The organism is Serratia grimesii (assembly GCF_900186025.1).
Classification (GTDB): Bacteria; Pseudomonadota; Gammaproteobacteria; order Enterobacterales; family Enterobacteriaceae; genus Serratia; species Serratia grimesii.
Genome location: NZ_LT883155.1, coordinates 1,957,164 through 1,979,277, shown reverse-complemented (window position 1 = coordinate 1,979,277; position 22,114 = coordinate 1,957,164). Strand labels below are relative to the sequence as shown.

The following is a 22,114-nucleotide window of genomic DNA, read 5'->3' as shown; positions in this document are numbered from 1 at the left end:
GTGTTTATTGTTAGTTAAAGCGCTGGATGCGACTATTACACTTTCTGGGATCATCGTTTTCTCTGTTATGGATAACACAATGAAAGTCACACCGCGCCATTTGGCGTTTATCCTCGCCGGTGCTTTACTGGTCGTACTCATCTTGGTTGCAATCTTCTCTCTGCAAACCCCTTCTCAGGCGGCCTATGTTACCGCTCCGGTCCGTCAGGGCAGTATTGAAAATGCCGTATTGGCCACCGGTAAGCTGGATGCATTCGAGCGGGTTAACGTGGGCGCGCAGGTGTCTGGTCAGGTCAAATCCCTGAAGGTTAAACTCGGCGAGCGAGTCACCAAAGGCCAACCCATCGCCGACATTGATGATCTGCCACAACGCAATGATCTGCGCAACGCCGAAGCCGCGCTGAACGTTGCCAAGGCTGATTTGCAGGCCAAACAAGCGCTGTTGAAACAGGCTGAGTCTCGCTTTAAACGCCAAAAGCGCATGCTCGATGATGAAGCAGGTTCACGTGAAGATTTTGAAACGGCAGAGGCTACTCTCGCCGCCACACGCGCTGAACTGGTCGCGTTGAATGCTCGTATCGTGCAAGCACAGATTGAGGTAGACAAGAAAAAGGTCGATCTGAGCTATACCCGAATCCTGGCTCCCATGGACGGTATCGTGATTGCAGTGATTACACAGCAAGGGCAAACGGTGAACGCCAACCAAAGCGCCCCCACCATCGTTAAACTGGCTCAGTTGGACGTAATGACCATCAAGGCGCAGATTTCCGAGGCCGACATTACTCGCGTATCTCAGGGACAAAAAGCCTACTTCACGATTTTTTCCGAACCAGACAAGCGTTATGCCGCCACACTGCGCACTGTCGAGTTAGCCCCTGAGTCGGTAATGAAAGACGACTCTCTCTCCGGTAGCAGTTCAGCGTCAGGCTCTGGGACGTCCAATGCGTCAGTGTATTACAACGCGCTTTTGGACGTGCCCAATGCAGACAATCGGCTGCGAATTGCCATGACAGCTCAGGTTTCACTGCTGCTGGGCGAAGCAAAGAACACGTTACTGATACCCGCTCAGGCAGTACATAAAACCGCCGACAAAAAACAGCAAGTGCAAGTACTGACCAGTGATAACCGCTTGGAAATGCGCGACGTAAAAACCGGTATTACCAATAACGTTGATATTCAGATCTTGTCAGGACTGACAGCCGGTGAAAACGTCGTATTGGCACAGGAAAATGCCAAAGCTGGCGAGGATGGTTTATCACTGTGAATACCATCATTGAGTTGAAAGGCATTGGTCGCACCTACACCAACAGCAGCCAGCCACTGACCGTACTGAAAAACATCAACCTGACGATCGCCTCCGGGGAATTGGTCGCCATCATCGGTGCATCAGGTTCAGGTAAGTCAACGTTAATGAATATTATTGGCTGTCTGGACGTGCCGGACCAAGGTGACTATTACATCAATGGGCATAATGCCGCTCACCTGTCACCAGACGAACTGGCCAAACTACGCCGTGAACATATCGGATTTATTTTCCAGCGTTATCATTTAATGCCGGATATCAGCGCGTTGGGGAATGTTGAAATCCCAGCGATCTACGCCAACAGCAAACGTGACCAACGTCGCCAACACGCCGCACAACTTCTGGCTCGACTCGGGTTAGAAGGCCGTGAACACCACAAACCTGGCCAGCTTTCCGGCGGCCAACAACAGCGTGTGAGTATCGCCCGTTCATTAATCAACGGTGCCGAAATCATCCTGGCGGATGAACCCACCGGCGCATTGGACTCGAAATCCGGGCGGGAAGTGCTGGAAATCCTCAACGAGCTTAATCAACGCGGCCATACTGTTGTCATTGTGACCCACGATATGAAAGTGGCACAGCATGCGCAACGTATCATCGAACTGCAGGACGGCGAGATCGTTGCCGACAGCGGGCGCAAATCACCTGATCCTCTTCCCTCCATGCAAAAAAGCCAGCCAGTGGTACAAGGTTACTGGCAGAGCTTGCTCGATCGCACCCGCGAATCGTTACAGATGGCGCTGAAGGCTATGAACGCCCATCGCCTGCGCACTGCGCTGACCATGACCGGCATCATTTTCGGCATTGCGGCGGTGGTGACGGTGGTTGCCCTGGGCGAAGGAGCCAAACAGCGCACACTGGAGAACATTAAAGGACTGGGCACGAACGTCGTCAGCATCTATCCCGGACGCGATTTTTTTGATGACGCAATCGACAGCATTCGTACCTTGGTGCCCGCAGACGCAGACGCACTGGCTCACCAGAGCTTTGTCGATAGCGTCAGCCCTGAGGTTACCGCCTCTGACAGTATTCGTTTCCGCAGCAAATCGGCAACGGCCTCGATCAACGGCGTAGGACGCGATTATTTTCGCGTTAACGGCCTGACATTGTTACAAGGCAGCACTTTCCGGGATGATCGTAACGCGTTGCAGGAAGTGATCATTGACGATAATGCACGCCTCTCGCTGTTTGGTGAGTTCGGCGTAGAGCCATTGGGGCAAATCGTGTTTCTCGGCTCGGTGCCTGCACGGGTTATTGGCGTAGTTCAAAGTAATCAAGATTCCGCGCCTAACCGCATCAGAGTCTGGATGCCTTATACCACTGTGATGTACCGCATGGTGGGTAAGCCGACGCTTAGCAGTATCAGTGTACGTTTGAAAGATGATGTCTCCAATAAAGCCGCCGTCAGCGCCATTAATCAGTTACTTACCCAGCGCCACGGTGCCAAAGACTTTATGCTGTTCAATCTCGATAAATACCGCAAATCGATCGAGCACACGTCAATGACCCTGAATCTGCTAATTCTGATGGTTGCTTCGGTTTCGCTGATCATCGGCAGCCTCGGTGTGATGAATATCATGCTGGTTTCAGTGACAGAACGGACACATGAGATCGGCGTGCGCATGGCGGTAGGTGCAAGACGTAGCGACATAATGCAGCAATTTATGATCGAAGCCGTGCTGGTTTGCCTTATCGGCGGCGTATTGGGTATTTTGCTGTCGTTCGCTGCCGGCTCGATGTTTACCCTGCTGGCAGGCGGCATGTTGACCGCCATCTATTCCTGGCAGGCCGCCGCCGTGGCTTTTTGCTGCTCCACTCTAATCGGCATGATCTTTGGTTATCTCCCGGCCCGCAAAGCGGCGCGGATGGATCCGGTCATTTCACTGGCCAGCGAGTAACTTATGAAAATTTTATCCCCCCTGGCTTTAGGTGTCGCAGCTCTTCTCAGTGCTGGTTGCGGCAACACCCTTAAAAGTGAGTATCAGCCACCAAAGGTGAGCTACCCAGCCCACTGGCATTCAAGTACCGAAACTGCCACACCGGTTCCCTTTGACTGGCATGATTTCCACGATCCCCAGTTAGACCGTTTGCTGCAACAGGTGATGATAAGCAACAACGATCTGGCCGCCGCGGCGTTACGCGTCTACCGTGCCCAGTTGGCAGCACAGCGAGTCAATATCGGCACGGCACCTAGCGTGAACGCGTCACTCAATAGCGGTGCAAATACTACCCTTTCCGATTCATCGGCTTGGAACAAAAGCAGCAGTGCTAACCTTGGTGTCAGCTATGAGGTAGACCTGTGGGGTAAATTGGCACGGCAACGGGATGCAGCAGAATGGGCAAGCCAAGCTACCCAACAGGATTTACAAAGTGCACGCTTAGCGTTGCTCGCCAGCGTCAGTAAAAACTATTGGCATATCGGCTTTATCAATCAACGGATCGGCGTCAGTCAGCAAAGCATTGCGTACTCTCGACAAACACTGCAATTGGCAAACGCCCGTTACCGTGCAGGTAGCGTCTCTTCGTTGGACGTCGTGGATGCCGAGCAGAGCCTGATCAATCAAGAAAGCAGCCATCTGGCCCTGCTGCGTGAACGTCAGCAAGCGTTGAACGAACAGACGCTTCTGTTAGGTGCACCGCCGGGCAGCGCATTAGTTGAACCCACACGTCTGCCAACCGGCCCGCTACCACAAATCAATGCAGGTATTCCAGTTAGCGTCCTGCATCATCGCCCGGATATCAGTGCCAAAGAACTTCGCTTGCGTGAATCGCTGGCCAACGTCGACATAAAACGCACTCAGTACTATCCGGCTTTTAGCCTGACCGGCTCTTTAGGTGCCAGTAGCAGTGCCTTGCTGGAGTTTTTGCGTAATCCGCTGGCCACTGTGGGGGCTGGATTGTCGTTGCCGTTCCTGGAATGGCGGCAAATGAACGTCGATATCAAAATTGCCCGCAGTGACTATGAACTGCAGGTCCTTGAGTTTAAACAGGCACTCTATAAAGCCATGGCCGATGTCGATAATGCCTTATCGTTGCGAACGCAATTACTCGCGCAAGAGAAGCATTTTCAGTCTGCACTGGCATTAGCGCGTAAATCTGAACAACTAAATGAGAGCCGTTACCGGCAAGGCGCTGTCCCCATTAATTTCTGGCTAGATGCACAACATCGCCGCCGACTGGCGGAGTTGGCTCTGGATGAAAATCGTTTTGACCAGTATCAAAACCTGGCGCAACTTTATCTGGAATTTGGGGGCTCCCCGCAATAACACATCGGCCTGGCATTCCCGCCGGGCCATTTTTCACCCCCAGCAAAATACATTAATATTGCCTGTTTTTGTCGCATTTCTTCCTATACTTTACGCATCCGCAACCAGACAAAAAAACACCAATACGCACAATAGTTAACCTATTCTTGCACTAATTCGGTGCAAATACATAAGATAAACTGCTAAATTTGATCGCTGCCAGATATAACGTTAAGCTATACATGCAAAATAATTAGTCACCTAAATGACATATTCTCGGTGAAAATTGAGATATTACGTGATTCGCGTCACACAAAAAATGGCAATAGCCGATCTCTGTGCAAAGCACTCAGATTAGCCAAATTGATAACTGGGCAGAAGGATTGCGAATTTACGTACGACTAAAATTGATTAAGGGATGATTATATGAAGTTAAGAAAAAAACGACATAAGCCGATGCATATTAATGACATCACCATTATTGACGACAGCAAACTCAAGAAGGCAATTACCGCGGCTGCATTAGGCAACGCAATGGAGTGGTTCGACTTTGGTGTCTATGGTTTCGTGGCCTACGCGCTTGGACAAGTCTTTTTCCCTGGCGCCACTCCCGGCGTACAGATGATTGCCGCACTGGCAACCTTCTCTGTCCCCTTCCTGGTTCGTCCGCTCGGTGGCATCTTCTTTGGTTCGATGGGCGATAAATTCGGCCGCCAAAAAGTCCTTTCCATCACCATTATTATTATGGCGGTAAGTACCTTCTGCATCGGCCTGATCCCCTCTTATGCGTCGATCGGTATCTGGGCACCAATCTTACTGCTGCTGGCCAAACTGGCGCAGGGCTTTTCAGTAGGTGGCGAATACTCTGGTGCAGCAATCTTCGTTGCCGAATACTCACCAGACAGAAAGCGTGGCTTTATGGGAAGCTGGCTTGATTTCGGTTCCATTGCTGGTTTCGTGATGGGTGCTGGCGTCGTCGTGCTGATTTCCAGCATCGTTGGTGAAACTAATTTCCTCGACTGGGGTTGGCGTATTCCGTTCTTTATCGCTGCGCCATTAGGCTTAATTGGTCTCTATCTGCGTCATGCATTGGAAGAAACGCCTGCGTTCCAGCAACATGTGGATAAGATGGAGAAAGAAGATCGCAACGCCATCGAAAACCCACCGAAGACTTCATTCAAGGAGATTGCAGCCAAGCACTGGAGAAGCCTGCTGGTATGTGTCGGTATCGTCATTTCGACCAACGTGACTTATTACATGTTGTTGACCTACATGCCGAGTTACCTGTCGCATAATCTGCATTATTCGGAAGACCACGGTGTCCTGATCATCATCGCCGTCATGATCGGTATGCTGTTTGTGCAACCGGTCATCGGCCTGACCAGTGACCGCATCGGCCGTAAGCCGTTTATTATCGGCGGTAGTATAGGCCTGCTCGCACTGGCTATTCCGTGCTTCATTTTGATCAACAGTAATGTAATTGGTTTGATCTTCGTTGGCCTATTAGTATTGGCCGTATTGCTCAACTCCTTCACTGGCGTGATGGCATCTATTCTGCCTGCGATGTTCCCAACACACATTCGCTACAGCGCCTTGGCGATCTCGTTCAACATCTCGGTACTGGTTGCCGGTGCAACGCCGACAGTTGCCGCCTGGTTAGTCGAATCAACCGGCAACCTCTATATGCCGGCCTACTACCTGATGGTCGTCGCGGTGATCGGTCTGATCACCGGGTTGTACATGAAGGAAACCGCTAATAAACCGCTACGCGGTGCCACACCGGCTGCTTCAGACCGTTCGGAAGCCAAGGAACTGCTGCAAGAGACCTACGACAACATCGAACAAAAAGTCGATGATATCAATGAGCAGATCGCCGAGCTGGAAAAGAAAAAACAAACGTTGATCGACCAGCACCCTAAACTGGACTAACCGACGTTCTGACGATAAGCCACCTTCGGGTGGCTTTTTTTGGCTTTCTACGCTGATGGTTACTCTGCATGCCGTCGGTTGATCAACGAGGTTAGTACGTGATCCTGCCAGCGGCCGGCAATTTTGAGATAGGATTTTGCATAGCCTTCTTTTTCGAAACCCAAACGCAGCAACAACTTTTCACTCCGGGTATTTGTCGGAATATAAGCGGCCATAATCCGGTGTAGATCCAATTCTCCCAACATGTACTCGATGGTAGCACTCAATGCCTGACTCATAATGCCTTTGCCTTCATGGCGTGCAGCAATTGAATACCCCAAATGGCAGGCCTGAAAAGGGCCACGAGCAATATTGGAAAAATTGCAGGCGCCCAGCATTTCGGTACCAGTACCATTAACAATCCCGAACTGATAAGCCAGCCCCTGCTCAGCGTCACTGTGTGCATGGCATAACCGCTGACGAATTACCTCTGCACGATAAAAATCTTCAGGCCGAATCGGCTCCCACTGTGAGAGGTGATGCTGATTTTCGTGGAAGTAACGATGAACGATATCCGTATCTTCAACCGTCAAAATCTTCAGTCGCAGGTCATTTCCAACTAAAGTTAACTCTTTCATCACCCTCCTCCTTAATTCACTAATCCAATAGAATAGCGTAACACTGCGCCCATGCAGGGAGCCTTTTAGGCTGCCAAACCCAAGCAAGAATAGACTGAAATTTTATCCTGGCAGCGATTAATGCTAGGCTTGAAAACTTGTTAACCCATTGAAGACGATAACCAATGAGTAAAATGGATTTGCCGGTTGTCATTGGAGTGGCAATCATGATTGCAGTATGGGTAGGTGCGATATTTAATATCGGCGATATCACCCCCAACCTTGCACGCATTTTCCACTGGATCGAAAGCCTCCGCTAACGTGCTTGATCGCCCACGATACCAAATAAAAAACCGCCTTGCGGCGGCATTAGCATGGTCATGACACGCAACTTTCGTCACCCTCTACATCGGTGGTGCTGACCGACGCAGAGGGTGCGCCTGGTTATGGCGTCAACGGTTGTTCACCCGTCACGGCATTTTGTACCGATGCCGAAGCCTGGTTTTCTTCGCGGTATTTTTGCTTGTCCCAGGCCCGGAAGAACGGGTAGTAAATGGCCATTGAAATAAGCAAGTTGACGACTTGAATCACCGTTCCCGATATATGCCCACCGGTGGCTAAATAGCCGCTAATGAAAATCGGTGTGGTGAATGGCAACGCAATACCGACCGGAGGCGTTACCAACCCGGTTGCCATCGCACTGTAAGTCACGATCACCAAGACGACCGGCGTCAAAATAAACGGCAGGAAGAAGTACGGGTTCATCACCAACGGAATACCGAATACCATGGGTTCGCTGATGTTGAACAGACAACCTGGCGCGGCAATTTTACCCAACTGTTTCATCTGCGCACTACGGCTGCGCACCAGCATAAAGATGACCAATCCCAATAAGGCCCCTGTTCCGCCGGGGGCGATCCACAGATCATAAAATTGCTGAGTAATGATGTGTGGGATCGGTTGGTTGTTCTGAAACGCGACCAAATTTTCCGACATGTTTGCCAGCCAAACCGGCTGAATAAATACCAATACAATGGCATCCCCATGCAGTCCCAACGTCCATAGCAGGCCGATCAGGATAACCGAGAAAATCATCCCCGGCAGTGTTCCACCCACATGGTGCATCGGAATACCGATCAACGTAGCAATCATGGTGTTGATATCACCAAACGGCGTGGCTTCGACGATCAGACGCAACAACAAAATTACCGCCAACACACAAAAGCCCGGAATCAGCGCCAAGAAGGATTTAGCTACCGCTGGCGGAACCCCTTCCGGCATATTGATCACCAGATTGCGGTTATGCACAAAACGGTAGATTTCCGTCGATAGCAACGCCACGACAATTGCCACAAACAACCCCTGACTGCCGATAAAATTCATCGGCAACACACCTTTGACGATCTGCTCGGCAGCCCCTTTCACAGGCGCAAACAGCGTGTGTTGGGGAATCGTCATGATGAACGCCACCAGCGAAACAGCACCGGTACTCAGCGGGTCCATGCCACGGTATTTTTCCGCCAACCGGTAGGCAATACCAAAGCTGGAGATAATTGCCATGATGTCGTAGGTTGCCTTAACCGGGTACAGCAGTTTGTCCCGCCAGGCTGCACCAAACACCTCCCCCATCAGGTTGGCATAACTTGGGATCGGCAAATAGGCGAAGATCAGGAAGAACGACCCAATCAACATAAACGGCATATTGAGAATTATGCCGTCCCGCACCGACAAAATATGTTTTTGCCCTGCGATTTTTAACGCCGTCGGCAATACGTAACGTTCAAGAATGCTATTTAAACCCGCCATCATCCCCCCCTGCCCGGCAAAACCGGTTCTGTCGTGATTGTTATTATGGAATTTCGACTTAATTAAACTGCGGTAAATAGGCTTGGTTCAGGCTCAGCACCTCATCGAGCAAGGGTTGCGCAATGCCAACACCACCAATCAATGGATTCACGACCAGCGCCAACAGTGCACTTTGACGATCGCCATGCACTGCGGCCTCAATCGTCAGCCGTTCAAAATCTTTTACCTGCTGAGTCAACCCATTCATTGCCAGTGGCATCGGGCCAAAACTCAGTGGGTGTGCACCCTGCGCATCGATCACGCAGTTAGTTTCAATCACCGCATCGTCCGGCAGTCCCTGAATAGCGCCGTTATTGCGGGTGTTCACCACCAGCACCTTGCCGCTGTTGTTATGAATGGCACGGATCAACTCGACCGCCACCTCTGAATAGAACGCGCCGCCACGGAAGCTCAGTTGCTCTGGTTTCTTATCCAATGCCGGGTCGGCATACAAAGCAAATAGCTCCGCCTCAACTTTCATCACTTGCTCAGCCCGGGTCCCTTGCGCCGCAGCCGCTTCTATCTCTTCCTCCAGCATTCCCGCCGTTTGATAGAAATAGCGATGATATGGGCACGGAATCGCCCCCAGGGCCTGTAAAAAAGCGGGAGGCCACGGCAGGTCTTTGATGTTATTCATCGACAGTGTTTCGCCATTACTCAGCATGTCCAATACGTCGGCGGTGACATCCTTCCCGCTTTGCGTCACCTGGTGTACCCACACCATATGATTCAACCCGGCGAAACGCAGATCCACCTGATCGTGCGGCGCTTTCAGCATGTCGGCAATCATGTGGTGCATTGTGATTGGCACATTACACACCCCAATGATCTTCGCCTTGCTGTAGCGTGATACCGCTTCGGTGACGATCCCGGCAGGATTGGTGAAGTTGATAATCCAGGCATCTGGTGCGACCGCTTCTACCGTACGTGCGACCGCCAACATCACCGGAATGGTCCGCAGCGCTTTGGCAAAACCACCGACTCCGGTTGTCTCCTGCCCCAGACGTTGATATTTGAGCCCCAGACGTTCATCAGCAGCGCGGGCTGCCAATTGCCCCACACGGAGTTGAGTTAACACGAAGCTGGCACCACGAATGGCCGCTTCCAGCGAAAAATGCACCGAAACGACCACCTGTTCCAGCCCGTTACGCCTGAACATTCTTTTGGTCAGTTCGGCAATGATGCCCACTTTTTCACGACCGGATTCAACATCCACCAGCGCCAGCTCGGTCAATGGCACATCCTGATAATGTGCAATCAATCCTTCGACCAGCTCTGGCGTGTAACTACTGCCGCCACCAATTACGGTTATTTTAGTCATTGCCTGCCCCTTGAGGTAAACGACGATAAAGCTCGATCATGTCGGTGGCCAGATCCTGGATCAGCATTGCATTCATCAAATGGTCCTGCGCATGCACCAGAATTAAACTGACCGGTATTTTTCCACAGCCTTCGTCCATGCCTATCAGTTCCGTCTGCATGCTATGCGCCCGACCGATGCCAGACTTTGCTTCTTCCAGTTTGGCATCCGCAGCATCAAACTCACCGCGCCGTGCCAGTTGCAGTGCCGAAAGCAGCGAACTGCGTGCACTGCCAGCATGAACCAACAGCTCCATAACGCTCGTTTCCAAATCCATCATTACCTCCCCTCGCCTGATTCCAGGCACAGCAATCCCCGACGGATTAATAAAATAACCCGTTCTAAATCAATCAATAATAGGGTGTGAGGGGCTATGCCCCACAGGGTGTTATCAGCCCAACAGGCCCAGTGCCTTATCCAGCACCTTATCACCACGCATGGTGCCGTAATCCAACATGTCAATAACCGCGACGGTTTTGCCTAATGGGGCAGCCAGTTCCGAAAGCCGCGCATGTTCATATTTCACCTGTGGCCCCAGTAGCACAATGTCCGCCCTTTCAACGATGCGTTCAAAATCCGCTACGGGCACGGCTTCAATTTCGATATCCAAAGCACGTTTTTGTGCCTCGGTTTTCATTTTTTGTACCAGCATGCTGGTAGACATTCCTGCAGCGCAGCATAAGACGATTGTTTGCATTTTTTGGGTGTCCCGATTGTTACTAGCCACCTCGGCTGTGCAAATATAAAACAATGCTGTAACACGCTTGTAAATACCTTAGATCCATAGGATTTGATTATGTTTTTTACTTAATCCTTTAAAAACAAAATGTTAAATAAAAATTATCATGAAAATTTTTTTCAACGCTGTGATCAACGATTGAGTTTTATTTGGAGACAGAATTAAAAAATCCGTTTTATTCTTTAAAAACAGCAGGATAAATTATCAACAATTAAACGATGAGAGGAGCATCTCGTTTTCATGCAGGATGAATTGAAAATTATTTTCAGTACTTTATTCTTCTGTGTATTGCTTTATGCCGTGTGAAAAACAGGCTAGTTTGGAGCACAGATCGCCGATTGGCATAACAGAAGGGGCATTGCAGTCATGGATCTCGTTTACCACATTCAGTTTCGCCAAAGCCCGTTCAATCGCCAGGAAGCGAAAATTGCCCGGACCATCCTGGATAATCCCGGATTCACGTCAAAGGCAACCATTGAACAGTTGGCCGAACGTGCTGGTGTCAGTACCGAGATCGTCGCTCATTTTGCTCAGTCCCTTGGCTGCCAGGATCTTAACGACTTTATCTCTTTGATGCGTACCCAGCCCGTGCCGGCAAAGGCTGAAGCCGCGGTGGCTCAACCCGTATTGGGCGGCATGGATATCGCTTTCGCATCAGCCGCCTGTATCGGTAAGCTGCCTGGCGTCAGTTCTACAACGCTCAGTCGTTTTGCTAAATCCATTGGTTGTGAAGATATTGGCGACATTGTCTATCAGATCCGCGCACGCCAAAATCAGCTCAGCCAGCAGGAAGCAAAGGTCGCGCAAACCATTTTGGACGATATCGCCTTCGCCTCCTCCGCTACCATTGAGCTACTCGCCAGCCAGGCGGGTGTCAGTCCGGCAACTATCACGCGCTTTGCCAAAACTATTGGTTGTGATGATATTCGCGATTTGCGAATGAAATTGGCCCAGGCCAGCGTCAGCGGTTCACGCTATTTAACCGCGCAAACGGCCCCCAATGGACCACCGCGCCTGTGGCTGCAACGCGTTAATGACATAGAAACCACGTTGCATCAGCAACTGCAGCAGGTAGAGCATGCTGCATTGATCGAAGCCTGCCAACAATTAAGCCAGTCCAAAAGTGTGCATATTTTTGGTGTAAATAGCATGGCGCTGTACGTCAATGAATTGCAGCAACGCTTGGTCGGACTTGGCTATCCCGCCTTCGCCTGTCAGGACGCTGCGCTAATGCGGATGACAGCGTCCACACTTAGCACGCAGCAATGCGTAGTTCTGCTATCAATGAGTGGGGAAAACACTGATTTGCTTAACGCCGCAAAGCTGGCCGGCGCTACTGGAGCTTACCGTATAGCCGTGGCCCCAGCAGGCAGTACACTTGCCGAATTGGCCGATAAAGTATTGCCACTCAGTGGCGGTAGCGCTGCACGTTATGGACTGATGTTAACTCTCGACCTGCTGCTGGCGCATCTACTGCCTGAGAGCCTGAGCTCGCAGACGGAAGATTAAATCTGTATCTCTATACCGTTCAGTTCCTCCTCCGGCACGGCCCGCACTATGCGCATAACCTGAGGATTTTCCTAATTAGCCATCTGGATTGCCGTTACCTATTGATAGGAATATTCTTACTACGTTATCGTAAACCTTCCACATAGATATCAACCTAAGTGGAATTTGCAGGACTTTATTTTTATATGGCTTCTCTGCCAGCTTCGGCTGGCATTTTAAATTCCACCAGCGGTAAACTTTTATGATCGATTATTCCCTTTACGGACTCAGCGATAAAGATATCGAGACGTACCGTGAGCACATATATCATCTGGTCGGTAAAAGCGTCATTCAGGTGCTTTCTGCGAACACACCTATCAGCAAGCAAAGTATTCTCGCCTATCTGATCAAAGAGATCGAAAAACAACCCGACGACTACTGCCAAAAGCTGCACAGGGCAGCAATCGAAGTCATCGGTGTCACTGGACGCTAAGGAGCAGCATGCGCAAGTCGGATCTATGCACCATCATCTCCATCCTCGTCGTCGTAGCTATGATGTTAGTGGCGAACTGTAGTGCGGATGAGATTCCACTACTGGGGGGGAGTTAAGATCTGATGCTTAAAAAGGCAATATCCGGTTTTACATAACCGGATAGGGTCTTAATGACGTTATGTGGCAGGCTACATGCCAGGCTGACCACATCATAACAGCGTGGTGTGTTGGGAAAATGTACACGTTGACCAAACAATGCAGGCACGGAGTGAATCGTTTTAGATACGACGTCTTAAGCTCTGATGACTAACGGCATTCACCAGTAATCGAGTTTCTCCCCTGTGGGCAAATGTCAGAATGCTGAGGAATAACACCCAAGATTGATCCCAAAGGCCCTGAGCAACCAGATAGCATTAAAACAGCCAGCAAAAATAATCCCCCTCTCATCCGATTCCCCTTATCTTTTGCACTATTTGGTTATATATCACTTATCGCCAGTCGTCCTTAAAAAACGGCTCACTTTCATGTAAGAATCTGCGTCTCAAGGCAATTAACATTATGACTCTTATGCAGATTGCACAAGCTCATAGACCGGCGTTGTGAGGCGACGTCAGAAATGCTTATGGAATGACCGATAGCAACCATGATGGTACCTGCATCTGCTAGTTTGTGTAGACATAACCCTCTGTATGTAGAGGAAGTGGATATGGTGGGTACACTGAAGGATGTATGAATATGAGTGTTTAGGCTGTGAACATTTTTCTGATAATCACAACCTTGTCGATCTTTTCCGAGCCGTAAGTATAACCAATCAGGTACTGTGTAAAGTCAACCCCATCGGCTTAAAAAACACAGATTTTTTACCACCTTCCTCTAGGATTAGATACAATATACAGTCAGTAATACCCCAATAAATCACATGCGGCATTACTAACATCTAGGTGTACTTCTCAATGTGTAATAAGCAACATTGCCTATATTAGCCTAACTAATAATTACTCATTGCAATTTCCAATCACATTAATAATTACAATTAGTTACCGGTTAACATATAGGATTTACCAACCAGTAATCGCCGACTTCACCAGTATTTTCTTAAACAAACTGTTACTATCAACTCACCGATTATAACATGCATTATTTTAGTAAAATGATTACCCAATACGAATATATCGCTCGGCAACTCGCTAGAACCCACAACAAAAAACATGAACTGTATGCAGTAACTGGTGTTATTCATCGATTAAACCGGCATGATGTTAAATTCATCACTCAGCAGTATGTAAAACGCGATTCAGGACGTGCGCTAACAGACCTCTATTTCCCATTACTCAACTTGCATATCGAAGTAGACGAACCACATCACCTCAGTCAAGTGCCTCAAGATCAATTACGTGAAGCTGATATCATTGACGCCACTGGACATGAGGTATTGCACATCCCTATTGCATCTACCCTCGAAGAGATAAATCGCTCTATTGACAAATGTGTTACAACTATAAGAAGAAAAATATCTGAATTGGGAGCGGATTTTACTCCATGGGATATGGAAAGTGAATTCTCCATAGAACCACACATCAAGCGCGGTTACATTGACTTACATGATAACATCGCGTTCCGTCGTATTACTGATGCATGCAATTGCTTCGGTCACGACTATAAACACTATCAACGAGCTGGTGCCAAGCATCCCCATGAGCCAGATATACTACTTTGGTTCCCTAAGCTCTTTGAAAATGATTTATGGAACAATCGCATTTCTGAAGATGAAGAAATTATTTGGGAGTTAAGTAAAGACAAGCATGCTGGAAAAGTCGAAGAGCATTTCCAACACTGGTTAGATAGATCAAGCCCAGATAAGCGTTTAGTTTTTGCCAAGGCCAAAGATAATCTTGGGAGTGTCCTATATCGCTTTAAAGGGCTGTATCAGATAGACCGCAAGAACAGTAATATCAACGATGGCCTTTGCTGGAAGCGCATCGCTATACGCGCCAAGACCTATTCTCATAAGCCCGTGGAGCAAACTGTCGAGTAGTACATTTTTTCGTGATAGTCCATTGCCACTATATCCTGAGTAGCACCAAGTCTGCTTGCATTATGTCGGGCCCATAATACTCTGTACAATATTGAGTCCGTGACAAACTGCGGCGGGCTCTTTCTACCTTTTGCTTCGAATCCTACGTTTTCAAGCTGGTATCATTTTGTCACGGCCAGCCAAATTTCAGATACAAAAAAACCGCCTTCCGGCGGTCACGACATTACTACTTATTGCTTTGTTATTCTTGAATTTATTTTCCTGGTACCCGGGGCGGGACTTGAACCCGCACAGCCATAAGCCGAGGGATTTTAAATCCCTTGTGTCTACCGATTTCACCACCCGGGCTCGGGAAAATTGGAGGCGCGTTCCGGAGTCGAACCGGACTAGACGGATTTGCAATCCGCTACATAACCGCTTTGTTAACGCGCCTAAATTCTATTTGCCTTGTTCAGGCTAAAGCTCGTGAAACACCAGCTTTATCAAATTTGGAGCGGGAAACGAGACTCGAACTCGCGACCCCGACCTTGGCAAGGTCGTGCTCTACCAACTGAGCTATTCCCGCATCAATCAGAACTTACTGATTTTTTTGCTATCTTTCGGCAAATCACTGCTGCCGTCTGATGCGATGCATTCTACTTACCTGACGTAATGAGTCAATAAAATTGTTGGCTCATTACGTTTGTTTGACGATTTTTGCAGCGCTTTGATCAGGGTTCCAGCAAATCTTTCCTGGCAGCGTTCAAATATTGGAACATTGACCAGAAAGTCAGCACCGCTGCGATGTACAACAAACCAAAAGATACATACTCAACGGAGCGGTCTGGACGCCACAACAATCCAACCAGCGACATCATTTGCGCCATGGTTTTTACTTTACCAATCCAGGACACCGCCACACTGCTACGTTTACCAATCTCCGCCATCCACTCACGCAGTGACGAGATAATAATTTCACGGGCAATCATGGTCGCCGCAGGCAGAGTAATCCACCAGGTGTGGTAATGTTCCGCCACCAGCACCAGTGCCACAGCCACCATCACCTTATCCGCTACCGGGTCGAGGAACGCCCCGAAACGGGTGGTTTGCTTCCAGCGACGGGCGAGAAAACCATCAAACCAGTCGGTTATGGCTGCAAACACAAAGATAACGGCGCATACCATCGGAGCCCAGGTGAACGGCAGATAAAATGCCAGAACAAAGAATGGGATCAGAACTACGCGGAACAGAGTAAGCCAAGTCGGTATATTCAATTGCATAATGCTACGGTAACTATCTGGCTGGAGTGGGAATTAAGAGTATGTTGCTACATTGCCCTCAGTGTTTCAATGCATTGTAGATCTTTTCTGCCAATGCTTGTGAAATACCCGGCACTTTTGCAATTTCCTCCACGCTGGCGTTCAATAATGGTTGAAGTCCACCCATATACTTCAACAACACCTGTCGCCTTTTTGGCCCAACGCCGTCGATCAGCTCCAACGCGCTGGTATTTCTTACTTTTGCCCTTCTCTGGCGGTGCCCGGTGATCGCATGGTTATGCGAATCATCGCGGATATGCTGGATCACATGCAGCGCCGGCGAATCTGACGGCAGCGCAATGCCTTCGCCTTCCGGCACAAAGAACAACGTCTCTAGCCCGGCTTTGCGATCGGCACCTTTAGCGATACCAATCAGCAAAGGTTTGTTCTTATCCCAGGTTACATTCAGCGAATTAAACACATCAATCGCCATACCCAGTTGCCCTTTACCCCCATCAATAAAGATAACGTCAGGGATCTTTTTCTCTTCCAGAGCCTTACCGTAGCGGCGTTTCAGCACTTGCGCCATCGCGGCATAGTCATCTCCCGGCGTAATGCCGGTGATATTATAGCGCCGATATTCAGAACGCAGCGGCCCATTACCATCAAACACCACACAGGACGCGACCGTTTGTTCACCCATGGTATGGCTGATGTCGAAGCATTCCATGCGGTTAATTTCGGTCAGGTTCAACACCTTCGCCAATTCGGCCAGGCGCTGGTGAATCGTCGACTGTTGAGAAAGTTTGGTCGTCAGTGCCGTCGCCGCGTTGGTCCGAGCCAGTTTAAGATAACGTGCACGGTCACCCCGTGGCTTACTCTGGATCTGGATTTTACGGCCGGCCAATTCAGAGAGAGACTCAGCAAGCAGGTCTTTTTCCGGCAAGGTGAAATCCAACAGGATTTCGGACGGCAAGGTGCGCATCTGGCTCCCCTGTAAATAGAACTGGCCGACAAATGTTTGTACAACTTCGCTCATTTCAGTACCGCCAGGTACTTTCGGGAAATAACTGCGGCTGCCCAACACTTTGCCCTGACGAATAAACAGCACGTGCAGGCAAGCCATACCCGCCTCAAACGCCACGCCGATCACATCCAGATCGTCACTATTGCCGGAAACAAACTGACGTTCAGTCACCCGCCGAACCGCTTGGATTTGATCGCGTATGCGCGCCGCCTCTTCGAAGTTCAATGCCTTGCTGGCGTTTTCCATCCGTTCGATCAACTGATGCAATACTTGCTGATCTTTACCCGACAGGAACAGACGCACATAGTCCACCTGCTGCTGGTATTCATCCTCGCTGACTAACCCGGCGACACAAGGCCCCAGGCAACGACCAATCTGGTACTGCAGGCAAGGCCGTGAGCGGTTGCGGTACACACTGTTCTCACATTGTCGTATCGGGAACAGTTTCTGCAGCAGCGCCAGCGTTTCACGTACGGCATAGGAATTGGGGAATGGGCCAAAATATTCGCCCTTGGCGTGTTTGGCACCACGATGCACAGCCAGCCGCGGATGGCTGTCCGCGCTAAGGAAGATCAGCGGATAAGATTTATCGTCTCGCAAAAGAACATTATATCGCGGCTGGTATAACTTTATGTAGTTATGTTCCAGCAGCAGCGCTTCTGTTTCGGTATGCGTAACAGTTACGTCTATTTGCGCGATATTTTTAACCAACGTCTCAGTTTTGCGACTACCAACCTGCTGGCGGAAGTAGCTGGCGAGACGTTTTTTCAGATCTTTGGCTTTGCCGACATAGATAACCGTGCCAGTAGCGTCGTACATACGGTAGACGCCAGGTTGGCTGGTTACGGTGCTTAGAAAGGCTTTGGCATCAAAACGGTCACTCACTGCTTAACAACGTCTCCGCATTGAACAATCCGTGTCGGATAGCCAGGTGTGTCAATTCAACATCACCGCTGATATTCAGCTTACTGAACATGCGGTAACGGTAACTGTTCACTGTTTTAGGACTGAGGCTCAGTTGCTCTGAGATCTCATTCACCTTTTTGCCTTTGGTGATCATCAGCATAATTTGCAGTTCGCGCTCAGACAGGCAGCTAAACGGCGTTTCCGTCTGCGGCTCTAGCTGGCTCAGGGCCATCTGCTGGGCGATATCGGACGCAATATATCGCTGCCCTGCCTGTACGGCACGAATAGCATTGATCACATCCTGTGGGGCCGCACCCTTGCTCAAGTAACCCGCAGCGCCCGCCTGCATTACTTTGGCCGGCAATGGATTTTCCGTATGAATAGTCAGCATGATGACTTTAACGTCGGGCGCATAACGTACAATTTTGCGCGTGGCTTCCAATCCACCAATACCCGGCATATTCATATCCATAAGAACGATATCTACAGCATTGCCACGGCACCATTTTACGGCATCCTCACCGCACTGGGCCTCACCGACAACTTTTATACCTTTGATATCTTCAAGAATGCGTCGTATCCCTGCGCGCACCAGTTCGTGGTCATCAACAAGAAGAACGCTAATCAAGGAAAAATCTCCAAAAAGAAGGGAGTAACGCAATCAGCCTCTGTTATAGCCAGAGATATTACTTGTTTTTCAGACAAGAATGAACACAGATTAATACTTACTCTCGATTAACTTTGCGGAATGGGCCTGACTTTTGAATTTTAGTCACTAACACAGCTCGATAAAGCCTAGCCTGCCTATGAAAATAGGCGATGTAAATATTACAGTGCATACCTTTGCTTCATGATACAGCGACAAAGGTTAACCACAGGTAAAATCAGTGTAAGCAATCGCAACACTGATAATATTAACACGAATACAATACCATTGTAATTCATTGAAAATGAACAAAATAGCAACCATCCATTTATCTGCCCTCTTGGTGACCATTATGGAAGAAATTATTTCCTTCCCATTCGGGCAACACACAGCAAGTGGATAGCATTGATAATTTAAATAACTGCACACGTTAACTGCGAGCTGGCGATCAAATACTTATTAAGTTTTGAAAAATAACTAAGGTATTATTCTCCAGAAAACCTGAGCTCAGACAGCAACTGCCGATGCATTAATCAATAATGAGTATGTCCCCTAATACGGCGGCTGCTAAACCTTCGCCCGGTCCCCGCTACCAGATGCCAGCTAACACAGCCCCATCGGTGCAGATGCATTTCTGCATGCTATGCTATACTCCGCGCCCAGTTAAAGACGCATCTGCACGCCAGAGTGAATGAGGCCCGTGTGGGTGCGCATCAAAATGCATATTGTTTCAGGCTTCGGCCTCAAAAATCAGGAGAGAAAATGAGCAACGTTGATTTCACTACGTCTGCAAACCCGGAAACGCTGGCAACAGAAGTCGCCTGTCTTAAAGCCACGCTGACGCTGATCCTGAAATCGATCGGCCAGGCTGATGCCGGGAAAGTCATTATCAACATGGAACGCTTTATTGCACAAATCGAAGATCCGACCCAGGCCGAAATCTTCAAAAACAGCATTCAACAGATTAAGCACGCCTACCGTCAATAATCTGTCGCCCCTCAGGCCTGCCGTCAGCGCGGGCCCGTTTCCTCTGCTGTTTCCGACGAATTGATTCCCTTGGTTATTTCAGGCAATGTGATTTTTATTTACGCCAGAGAAACATATGGGCATCGTGGTTAAAGCGTTGATCGGCGCGTTGGTGGTGGTATTAATTGCGCTGCTTGCCAAAAGTCGCAGTTACTATATCGCCGGTCTTGTGCCGTTGTTCCCCACTTTTGCACTGATTGCTCATTACATTGTCGGCAGTGAACGTTCGATAGAAGCGCTGAGAACCACGCTGATTTTCGGTATGTGGGCCGTTTTACCCTATCTGGTATACCTGATCTCACTATATTGCTTTATCAACAGCATGAGGTTGTCTTGGGCACTGTTGGCTGCTGTGTTGTGCTGGATCGCCGCAGCGTGGCTATTAGTTACCCTATGGGGTTGGTGGCAGGGGCGCTGACTGCCCCCCGCCAGATTCACGGTTTGCTGGCCTGCAGGACAAACCCGCGTTGCATATCGCCAGCGATTCGGAAATAACGGCTCTCACTGGCACGCAATGTCATCGGTAACCGGCCACTGGTATCGCGCCAAATGCACAGGTTGTTTTCGATCATATCCTGCCCAATGCTGATTTCGTTATTACCCACCGGCACCCGAAACTCAGCCTTCTCTTTGACCGCCAATGATGCAGCAAACTCTCCGTTGATATAAACCCCGGTACGGCAACTCCCCGCCAACATTCCACTGTCACGAACAACAACTACCGTTGCAAATGGCGTTTGCGGCACATTCTGATAAAGCAGCAACCGGCTTGGGGGTGGTAACTCCGCCTGTTGCAACGGAACGCTCTGGGTCGCGCAGCCAGACAACAACAAGGTCGTAACGAGTAAAGCGGCGTAATGCTTCATCCTGAGCTCCTGAAAAAAAACGATCTTCATAGTAGCAAGAGAATAACCGCCAGCCGTAGCATTGAAGCGCTATTGGTAGAAAAATAGGATAACTTCCAGTGGGCTGAGGAAGGATGAAGAAATGGGGCCATCTCCGCCGACCCGCATTTTTTCAGGTATAACGGCTGACGATATAAGAATATTCTGGTGTTATTATATTGAAATAGATAGGATTTTTATGATCCCCTTAAAGTTTAACCATACGCTTTTTAATGTCATCTTGAAAAACGCCACTTACATAGTTAAAGCCTTTATCTGTCACATAAACTCGCGAATAGCCATTTTCTGATAATGCAGTCACCATATAACCGGCACTGATCATCTCCGAAGAAGGTGCATTCATCAGGGTGAGAAATCCTCGTCCTCGACACCATTGATAAAAACGAGTACGACCATAACCCAATGAATCACCCACATCGGAAAGGTTTCTCATTCCTTCATAATCATCTGATAATGAAGGTAAACCAGCACTGCCTTTAGGTACTTCCGGTTTATTCGCCAAAATAAAACTCCCTTTAATGTCTTCATCATCATGACAATCACCCATCGATCCTGAATCTAGAAAATTTACACATAAATTGCAATCGTATTACCTGAAAATTCAATAATAGTTTTAATTGTGAGAATTCATAAAAAGCAATATAAATATCCCACACTTAATTGCACATACTTTAAATATCCTTTCTTAACCAAGAATAAAGATAAACCCTTAGGTAAATATCTTAAAAATGCAGGAATATAAAATCCGAAAATAACTTAGCGCAGGCATTATCACAAACAACGACTATTTCAATAATCAGTAAACTCCTCACCTTCGATCGACAGCGGCAAGACTACATCAACCCCATCTAAACAATAACCATTATCATTTCCATTTTTGGCATCAATTCATTACACTCCCCCCACCTCAACTAAGAAGATTCTTAGAGAGTGCGTATAGGACGAAAGGAAGAGTTAGGGACACCATGAAGACGTATAGATTTTTGATTATATTGCCATTAATGACATTAACTGCCTGTACACAATGGGAAAGACCGGGTGCAGGCGACGCCACTCGCGATGCTGAATATGCTGAATGTAAAGGACGTGGCTTCGAGCGTTTTCCACCCGACGTGGTGAGAGATGTTGAATTTAGCTACGAAAACAAATATCAGACTTGCGAAAAAGATAAGAAGAACTGCCCAGACGGTTACCGCTACGAAAAACAGCCCTCATTTAAAACGGTACAAAATGATCGTAATGAGGGAGCCCGTTCGGCAACCATAGAAGCCTGTATGTACGGCAAAGGCTGGCATGAAAAAACGTATTACTGGCCACAGTATTAGGTATAGCG

Annotated in this window: 21 protein-coding genes and 3 tRNA genes; 11 read left to right on the top strand and 13 right to left on the bottom strand. The window is 48.8% G+C overall.

Going from position 1 to position 22,114, the window contains the following annotated elements; translation table 11 throughout:
• Positions 1–79: 79 nt before the first annotated feature.
• The 4 genes from etsA (at position 80) to proP (ending at position 6,477) form a co-directional block, all read left to right on the top strand.
• A complete protein-coding gene (etsA, locus tag SGBXF1_RS09330) occupies positions 80–1,264 on the top strand; it encodes a macrolide efflux RND transporter periplasmic adaptor subunit EtsA (RefSeq protein WP_037419612.1) in 1,185 nt (394 codons plus the stop codon).
• Positions 1,261–3,201 carry a MacB family efflux pump subunit gene (locus SGBXF1_RS09325; protein ID WP_186428254.1) on the top strand — a complete coding sequence of 647 codons (1,941 nt, stop codon included), beginning with the start codon at positions 1,261–1,263 and terminating at the stop codon, positions 3,199–3,201. The genes etsA and SGBXF1_RS09325 overlap by 4 nt, the downstream gene beginning before the upstream one ends.
• Positions 3,202–3,204: 3 nt before the next feature.
• The gene (gene etsC / locus SGBXF1_RS09320; protein ID WP_186428253.1) at positions 3,205–4,569 is read left to right on the top strand and encodes a macrolide efflux RND transporter outer membrane subunit EtsC; all 1,365 of its coding nucleotides are present in this window, start codon (positions 3,205–3,207) and stop codon (positions 4,567–4,569) included.
• Between the two features lie 405 nt (positions 4,570–4,974).
• A complete protein-coding gene (gene proP, locus SGBXF1_RS09315; protein ID WP_037419606.1) occupies positions 4,975–6,477 on the top strand; it encodes a glycine betaine/L-proline transporter ProP in 1,503 nt (500 codons plus the stop codon).
• A gap of 59 nt (positions 6,478–6,536) precedes the next feature.
• Here the strand turns inward: proP and SGBXF1_RS09310 are convergent, their stop codons facing one another.
• Positions 6,537–7,094, bottom strand: a complete 558-nt coding sequence (locus tag SGBXF1_RS09310; RefSeq protein WP_130382998.1) for a GNAT family N-acetyltransferase — start codon at positions 7,092–7,094, stop codon at positions 6,537–6,539.
• A 164-nt stretch (positions 7,095–7,258) separates the two neighbouring features.
• Here SGBXF1_RS09310 and SGBXF1_RS23940 point away from each other — a divergent pair, with 164 nt between their 5' ends.
• Positions 7,259–7,393, top strand: a complete 135-nt coding sequence (locus SGBXF1_RS23940; protein WP_255212230.1) for a hypothetical protein — start codon at positions 7,259–7,261, stop codon at positions 7,391–7,393.
• Positions 7,394–7,517: 124 nt separating this feature from the next.
• On the opposite strand, the gene celB is transcribed toward SGBXF1_RS23940, so the two are convergent.
• The 4 genes from celB to SGBXF1_RS09290 all read right to left on the bottom strand — a co-directional run bounded on the left by celB (position 7,518) and on the right by SGBXF1_RS09290 (position 10,975).
• Complete coding sequence (celB, locus tag SGBXF1_RS09305; RefSeq protein ID WP_037419600.1) at positions 7,518–8,879, bottom strand: PTS cellobiose transporter subunit IIC; 1,362 nt, start codon at positions 8,877–8,879, stop codon at positions 7,518–7,520.
• A 58-nt stretch (positions 8,880–8,937) separates the two neighbouring features.
• Positions 8,938–10,239: a 6-phospho-beta-glucosidase gene (locus tag SGBXF1_RS09300; RefSeq protein ID WP_186428252.1), complete on the bottom strand. Its 1,302-nt coding sequence runs from the start codon at positions 10,237–10,239 to the stop codon at positions 8,938–8,940.
• Complete coding sequence (locus SGBXF1_RS09295; protein ID WP_061807749.1) at positions 10,232–10,558, bottom strand: PTS lactose/cellobiose transporter subunit IIA; 327 nt, start codon at positions 10,556–10,558, stop codon at positions 10,232–10,234. The genes SGBXF1_RS09300 and SGBXF1_RS09295 overlap by 8 nt, the downstream gene beginning before the upstream one ends.
• A gap of 111 nt (positions 10,559–10,669) precedes the next feature.
• On the bottom strand, positions 10,670–10,975 hold the full coding sequence (locus SGBXF1_RS09290; protein WP_037419593.1) for a PTS sugar transporter subunit IIB: 306 nt from the start codon (positions 10,973–10,975) through the stop codon (positions 10,670–10,672).
• A gap of 408 nt (positions 10,976–11,383) precedes the next feature.
• Here SGBXF1_RS09290 and SGBXF1_RS09285 point away from each other — a divergent pair, with 408 nt between their 5' ends.
• From SGBXF1_RS09285 to SGBXF1_RS09275, 3 genes are all read left to right on the top strand, one after another.
• On the top strand, positions 11,384–12,526 hold the full coding sequence (locus SGBXF1_RS09285; protein WP_186428251.1) for a MurR/RpiR family transcriptional regulator: 1,143 nt from the start codon (positions 11,384–11,386) through the stop codon (positions 12,524–12,526).
• 241 nt (positions 12,527–12,767) lie between these two features.
• Positions 12,768–12,998 carry a hypothetical protein gene (locus tag SGBXF1_RS09280; protein ID WP_037419586.1) on the top strand — a complete coding sequence of 77 codons (231 nt, stop codon included), beginning with the start codon at positions 12,768–12,770 and terminating at the stop codon, positions 12,996–12,998.
• A gap of 1,132 nt (positions 12,999–14,130) precedes the next feature.
• Positions 14,131–15,033, top strand: a complete 903-nt coding sequence (locus tag SGBXF1_RS09275; RefSeq protein WP_238321021.1) for an AbaSI family restriction endonuclease — start codon at positions 14,131–14,133, stop codon at positions 15,031–15,033.
• 262 nt (positions 15,034–15,295) lie between these two features.
• On the opposite strand, the gene SGBXF1_RS09270 is transcribed toward SGBXF1_RS09275, so the two are convergent.
• The 6 genes from SGBXF1_RS09270 to uvrY all read right to left on the bottom strand — a co-directional run bounded on the left by SGBXF1_RS09270 (position 15,296) and on the right by uvrY (position 18,832).
• Positions 15,296–15,381: transfer RNA gene (locus tag SGBXF1_RS09270), tRNA-Leu, on the bottom strand.
• A gap of 10 nt (positions 15,382–15,391) precedes the next feature.
• A tRNA-Cys gene (locus tag SGBXF1_RS09265) sits at positions 15,392–15,465 on the bottom strand.
• A gap of 57 nt (positions 15,466–15,522) precedes the next feature.
• A tRNA-Gly gene (locus SGBXF1_RS09260) sits at positions 15,523–15,598 on the bottom strand.
• A 145-nt stretch (positions 15,599–15,743) separates the two neighbouring features.
• Positions 15,744–16,292: a CDP-diacylglycerol--glycerol-3-phosphate 3-phosphatidyltransferase gene (pgsA, locus tag SGBXF1_RS09255; protein WP_037419583.1), complete on the bottom strand. Its 549-nt coding sequence runs from the start codon at positions 16,290–16,292 to the stop codon at positions 15,744–15,746.
• 58 nt (positions 16,293–16,350) lie between these two features.
• The gene (gene uvrC, locus SGBXF1_RS09250) at positions 16,351–18,183 is read right to left on the bottom strand and encodes an excinuclease ABC subunit UvrC (protein ID WP_037419580.1); all 1,833 of its coding nucleotides are present in this window, start codon (positions 18,181–18,183) and stop codon (positions 16,351–16,353) included.
• Positions 18,176–18,832, bottom strand: a complete 657-nt coding sequence (gene uvrY / locus SGBXF1_RS09245) for a UvrY/SirA/GacA family response regulator transcription factor (protein WP_037419577.1) — start codon at positions 18,830–18,832, stop codon at positions 18,176–18,178. Before uvrY ends, uvrC begins: the two co-directional genes overlap by 8 nt.
• A gap of 780 nt (positions 18,833–19,612) precedes the next feature.
• Between uvrY and SGBXF1_RS09240 the strand changes: the two genes are divergently transcribed.
• Positions 19,613–19,837 carry a DUF2594 family protein gene (locus SGBXF1_RS09240; RefSeq protein ID WP_020826235.1) on the top strand — a complete coding sequence of 75 codons (225 nt, stop codon included), beginning with the start codon at positions 19,613–19,615 and terminating at the stop codon, positions 19,835–19,837.
• Between the two features lie 115 nt (positions 19,838–19,952).
• Complete coding sequence (locus tag SGBXF1_RS09235; RefSeq protein ID WP_037419573.1) at positions 19,953–20,294, top strand: GlpM family protein; 342 nt, start codon at positions 19,953–19,955, stop codon at positions 20,292–20,294.
• Between the two features lie 16 nt (positions 20,295–20,310).
• Here SGBXF1_RS09235 and SGBXF1_RS09230 read toward each other — a convergent pair whose 3' ends face one another.
• On the bottom strand, positions 20,311–20,742 hold the full coding sequence (locus tag SGBXF1_RS09230; protein WP_186428250.1) for a hypothetical protein: 432 nt from the start codon (positions 20,740–20,742) through the stop codon (positions 20,311–20,313).
• Positions 20,743–20,968: 226 nt separating this feature from the next.
• The gene (locus tag SGBXF1_RS09225) at positions 20,969–21,328 is read right to left on the bottom strand and encodes a hypothetical protein (protein ID WP_186336847.1); all 360 of its coding nucleotides are present in this window, start codon (positions 21,326–21,328) and stop codon (positions 20,969–20,971) included.
• A 418-nt stretch (positions 21,329–21,746) separates the two neighbouring features.
• Between SGBXF1_RS09225 and SGBXF1_RS09220 the strand changes: the two genes are divergently transcribed.
• Complete coding sequence (locus tag SGBXF1_RS09220; RefSeq protein ID WP_037419565.1) at positions 21,747–22,106, top strand: hypothetical protein; 360 nt, start codon at positions 21,747–21,749, stop codon at positions 22,104–22,106.
• Positions 22,107–22,114: the final 8 nt, after the last annotated feature.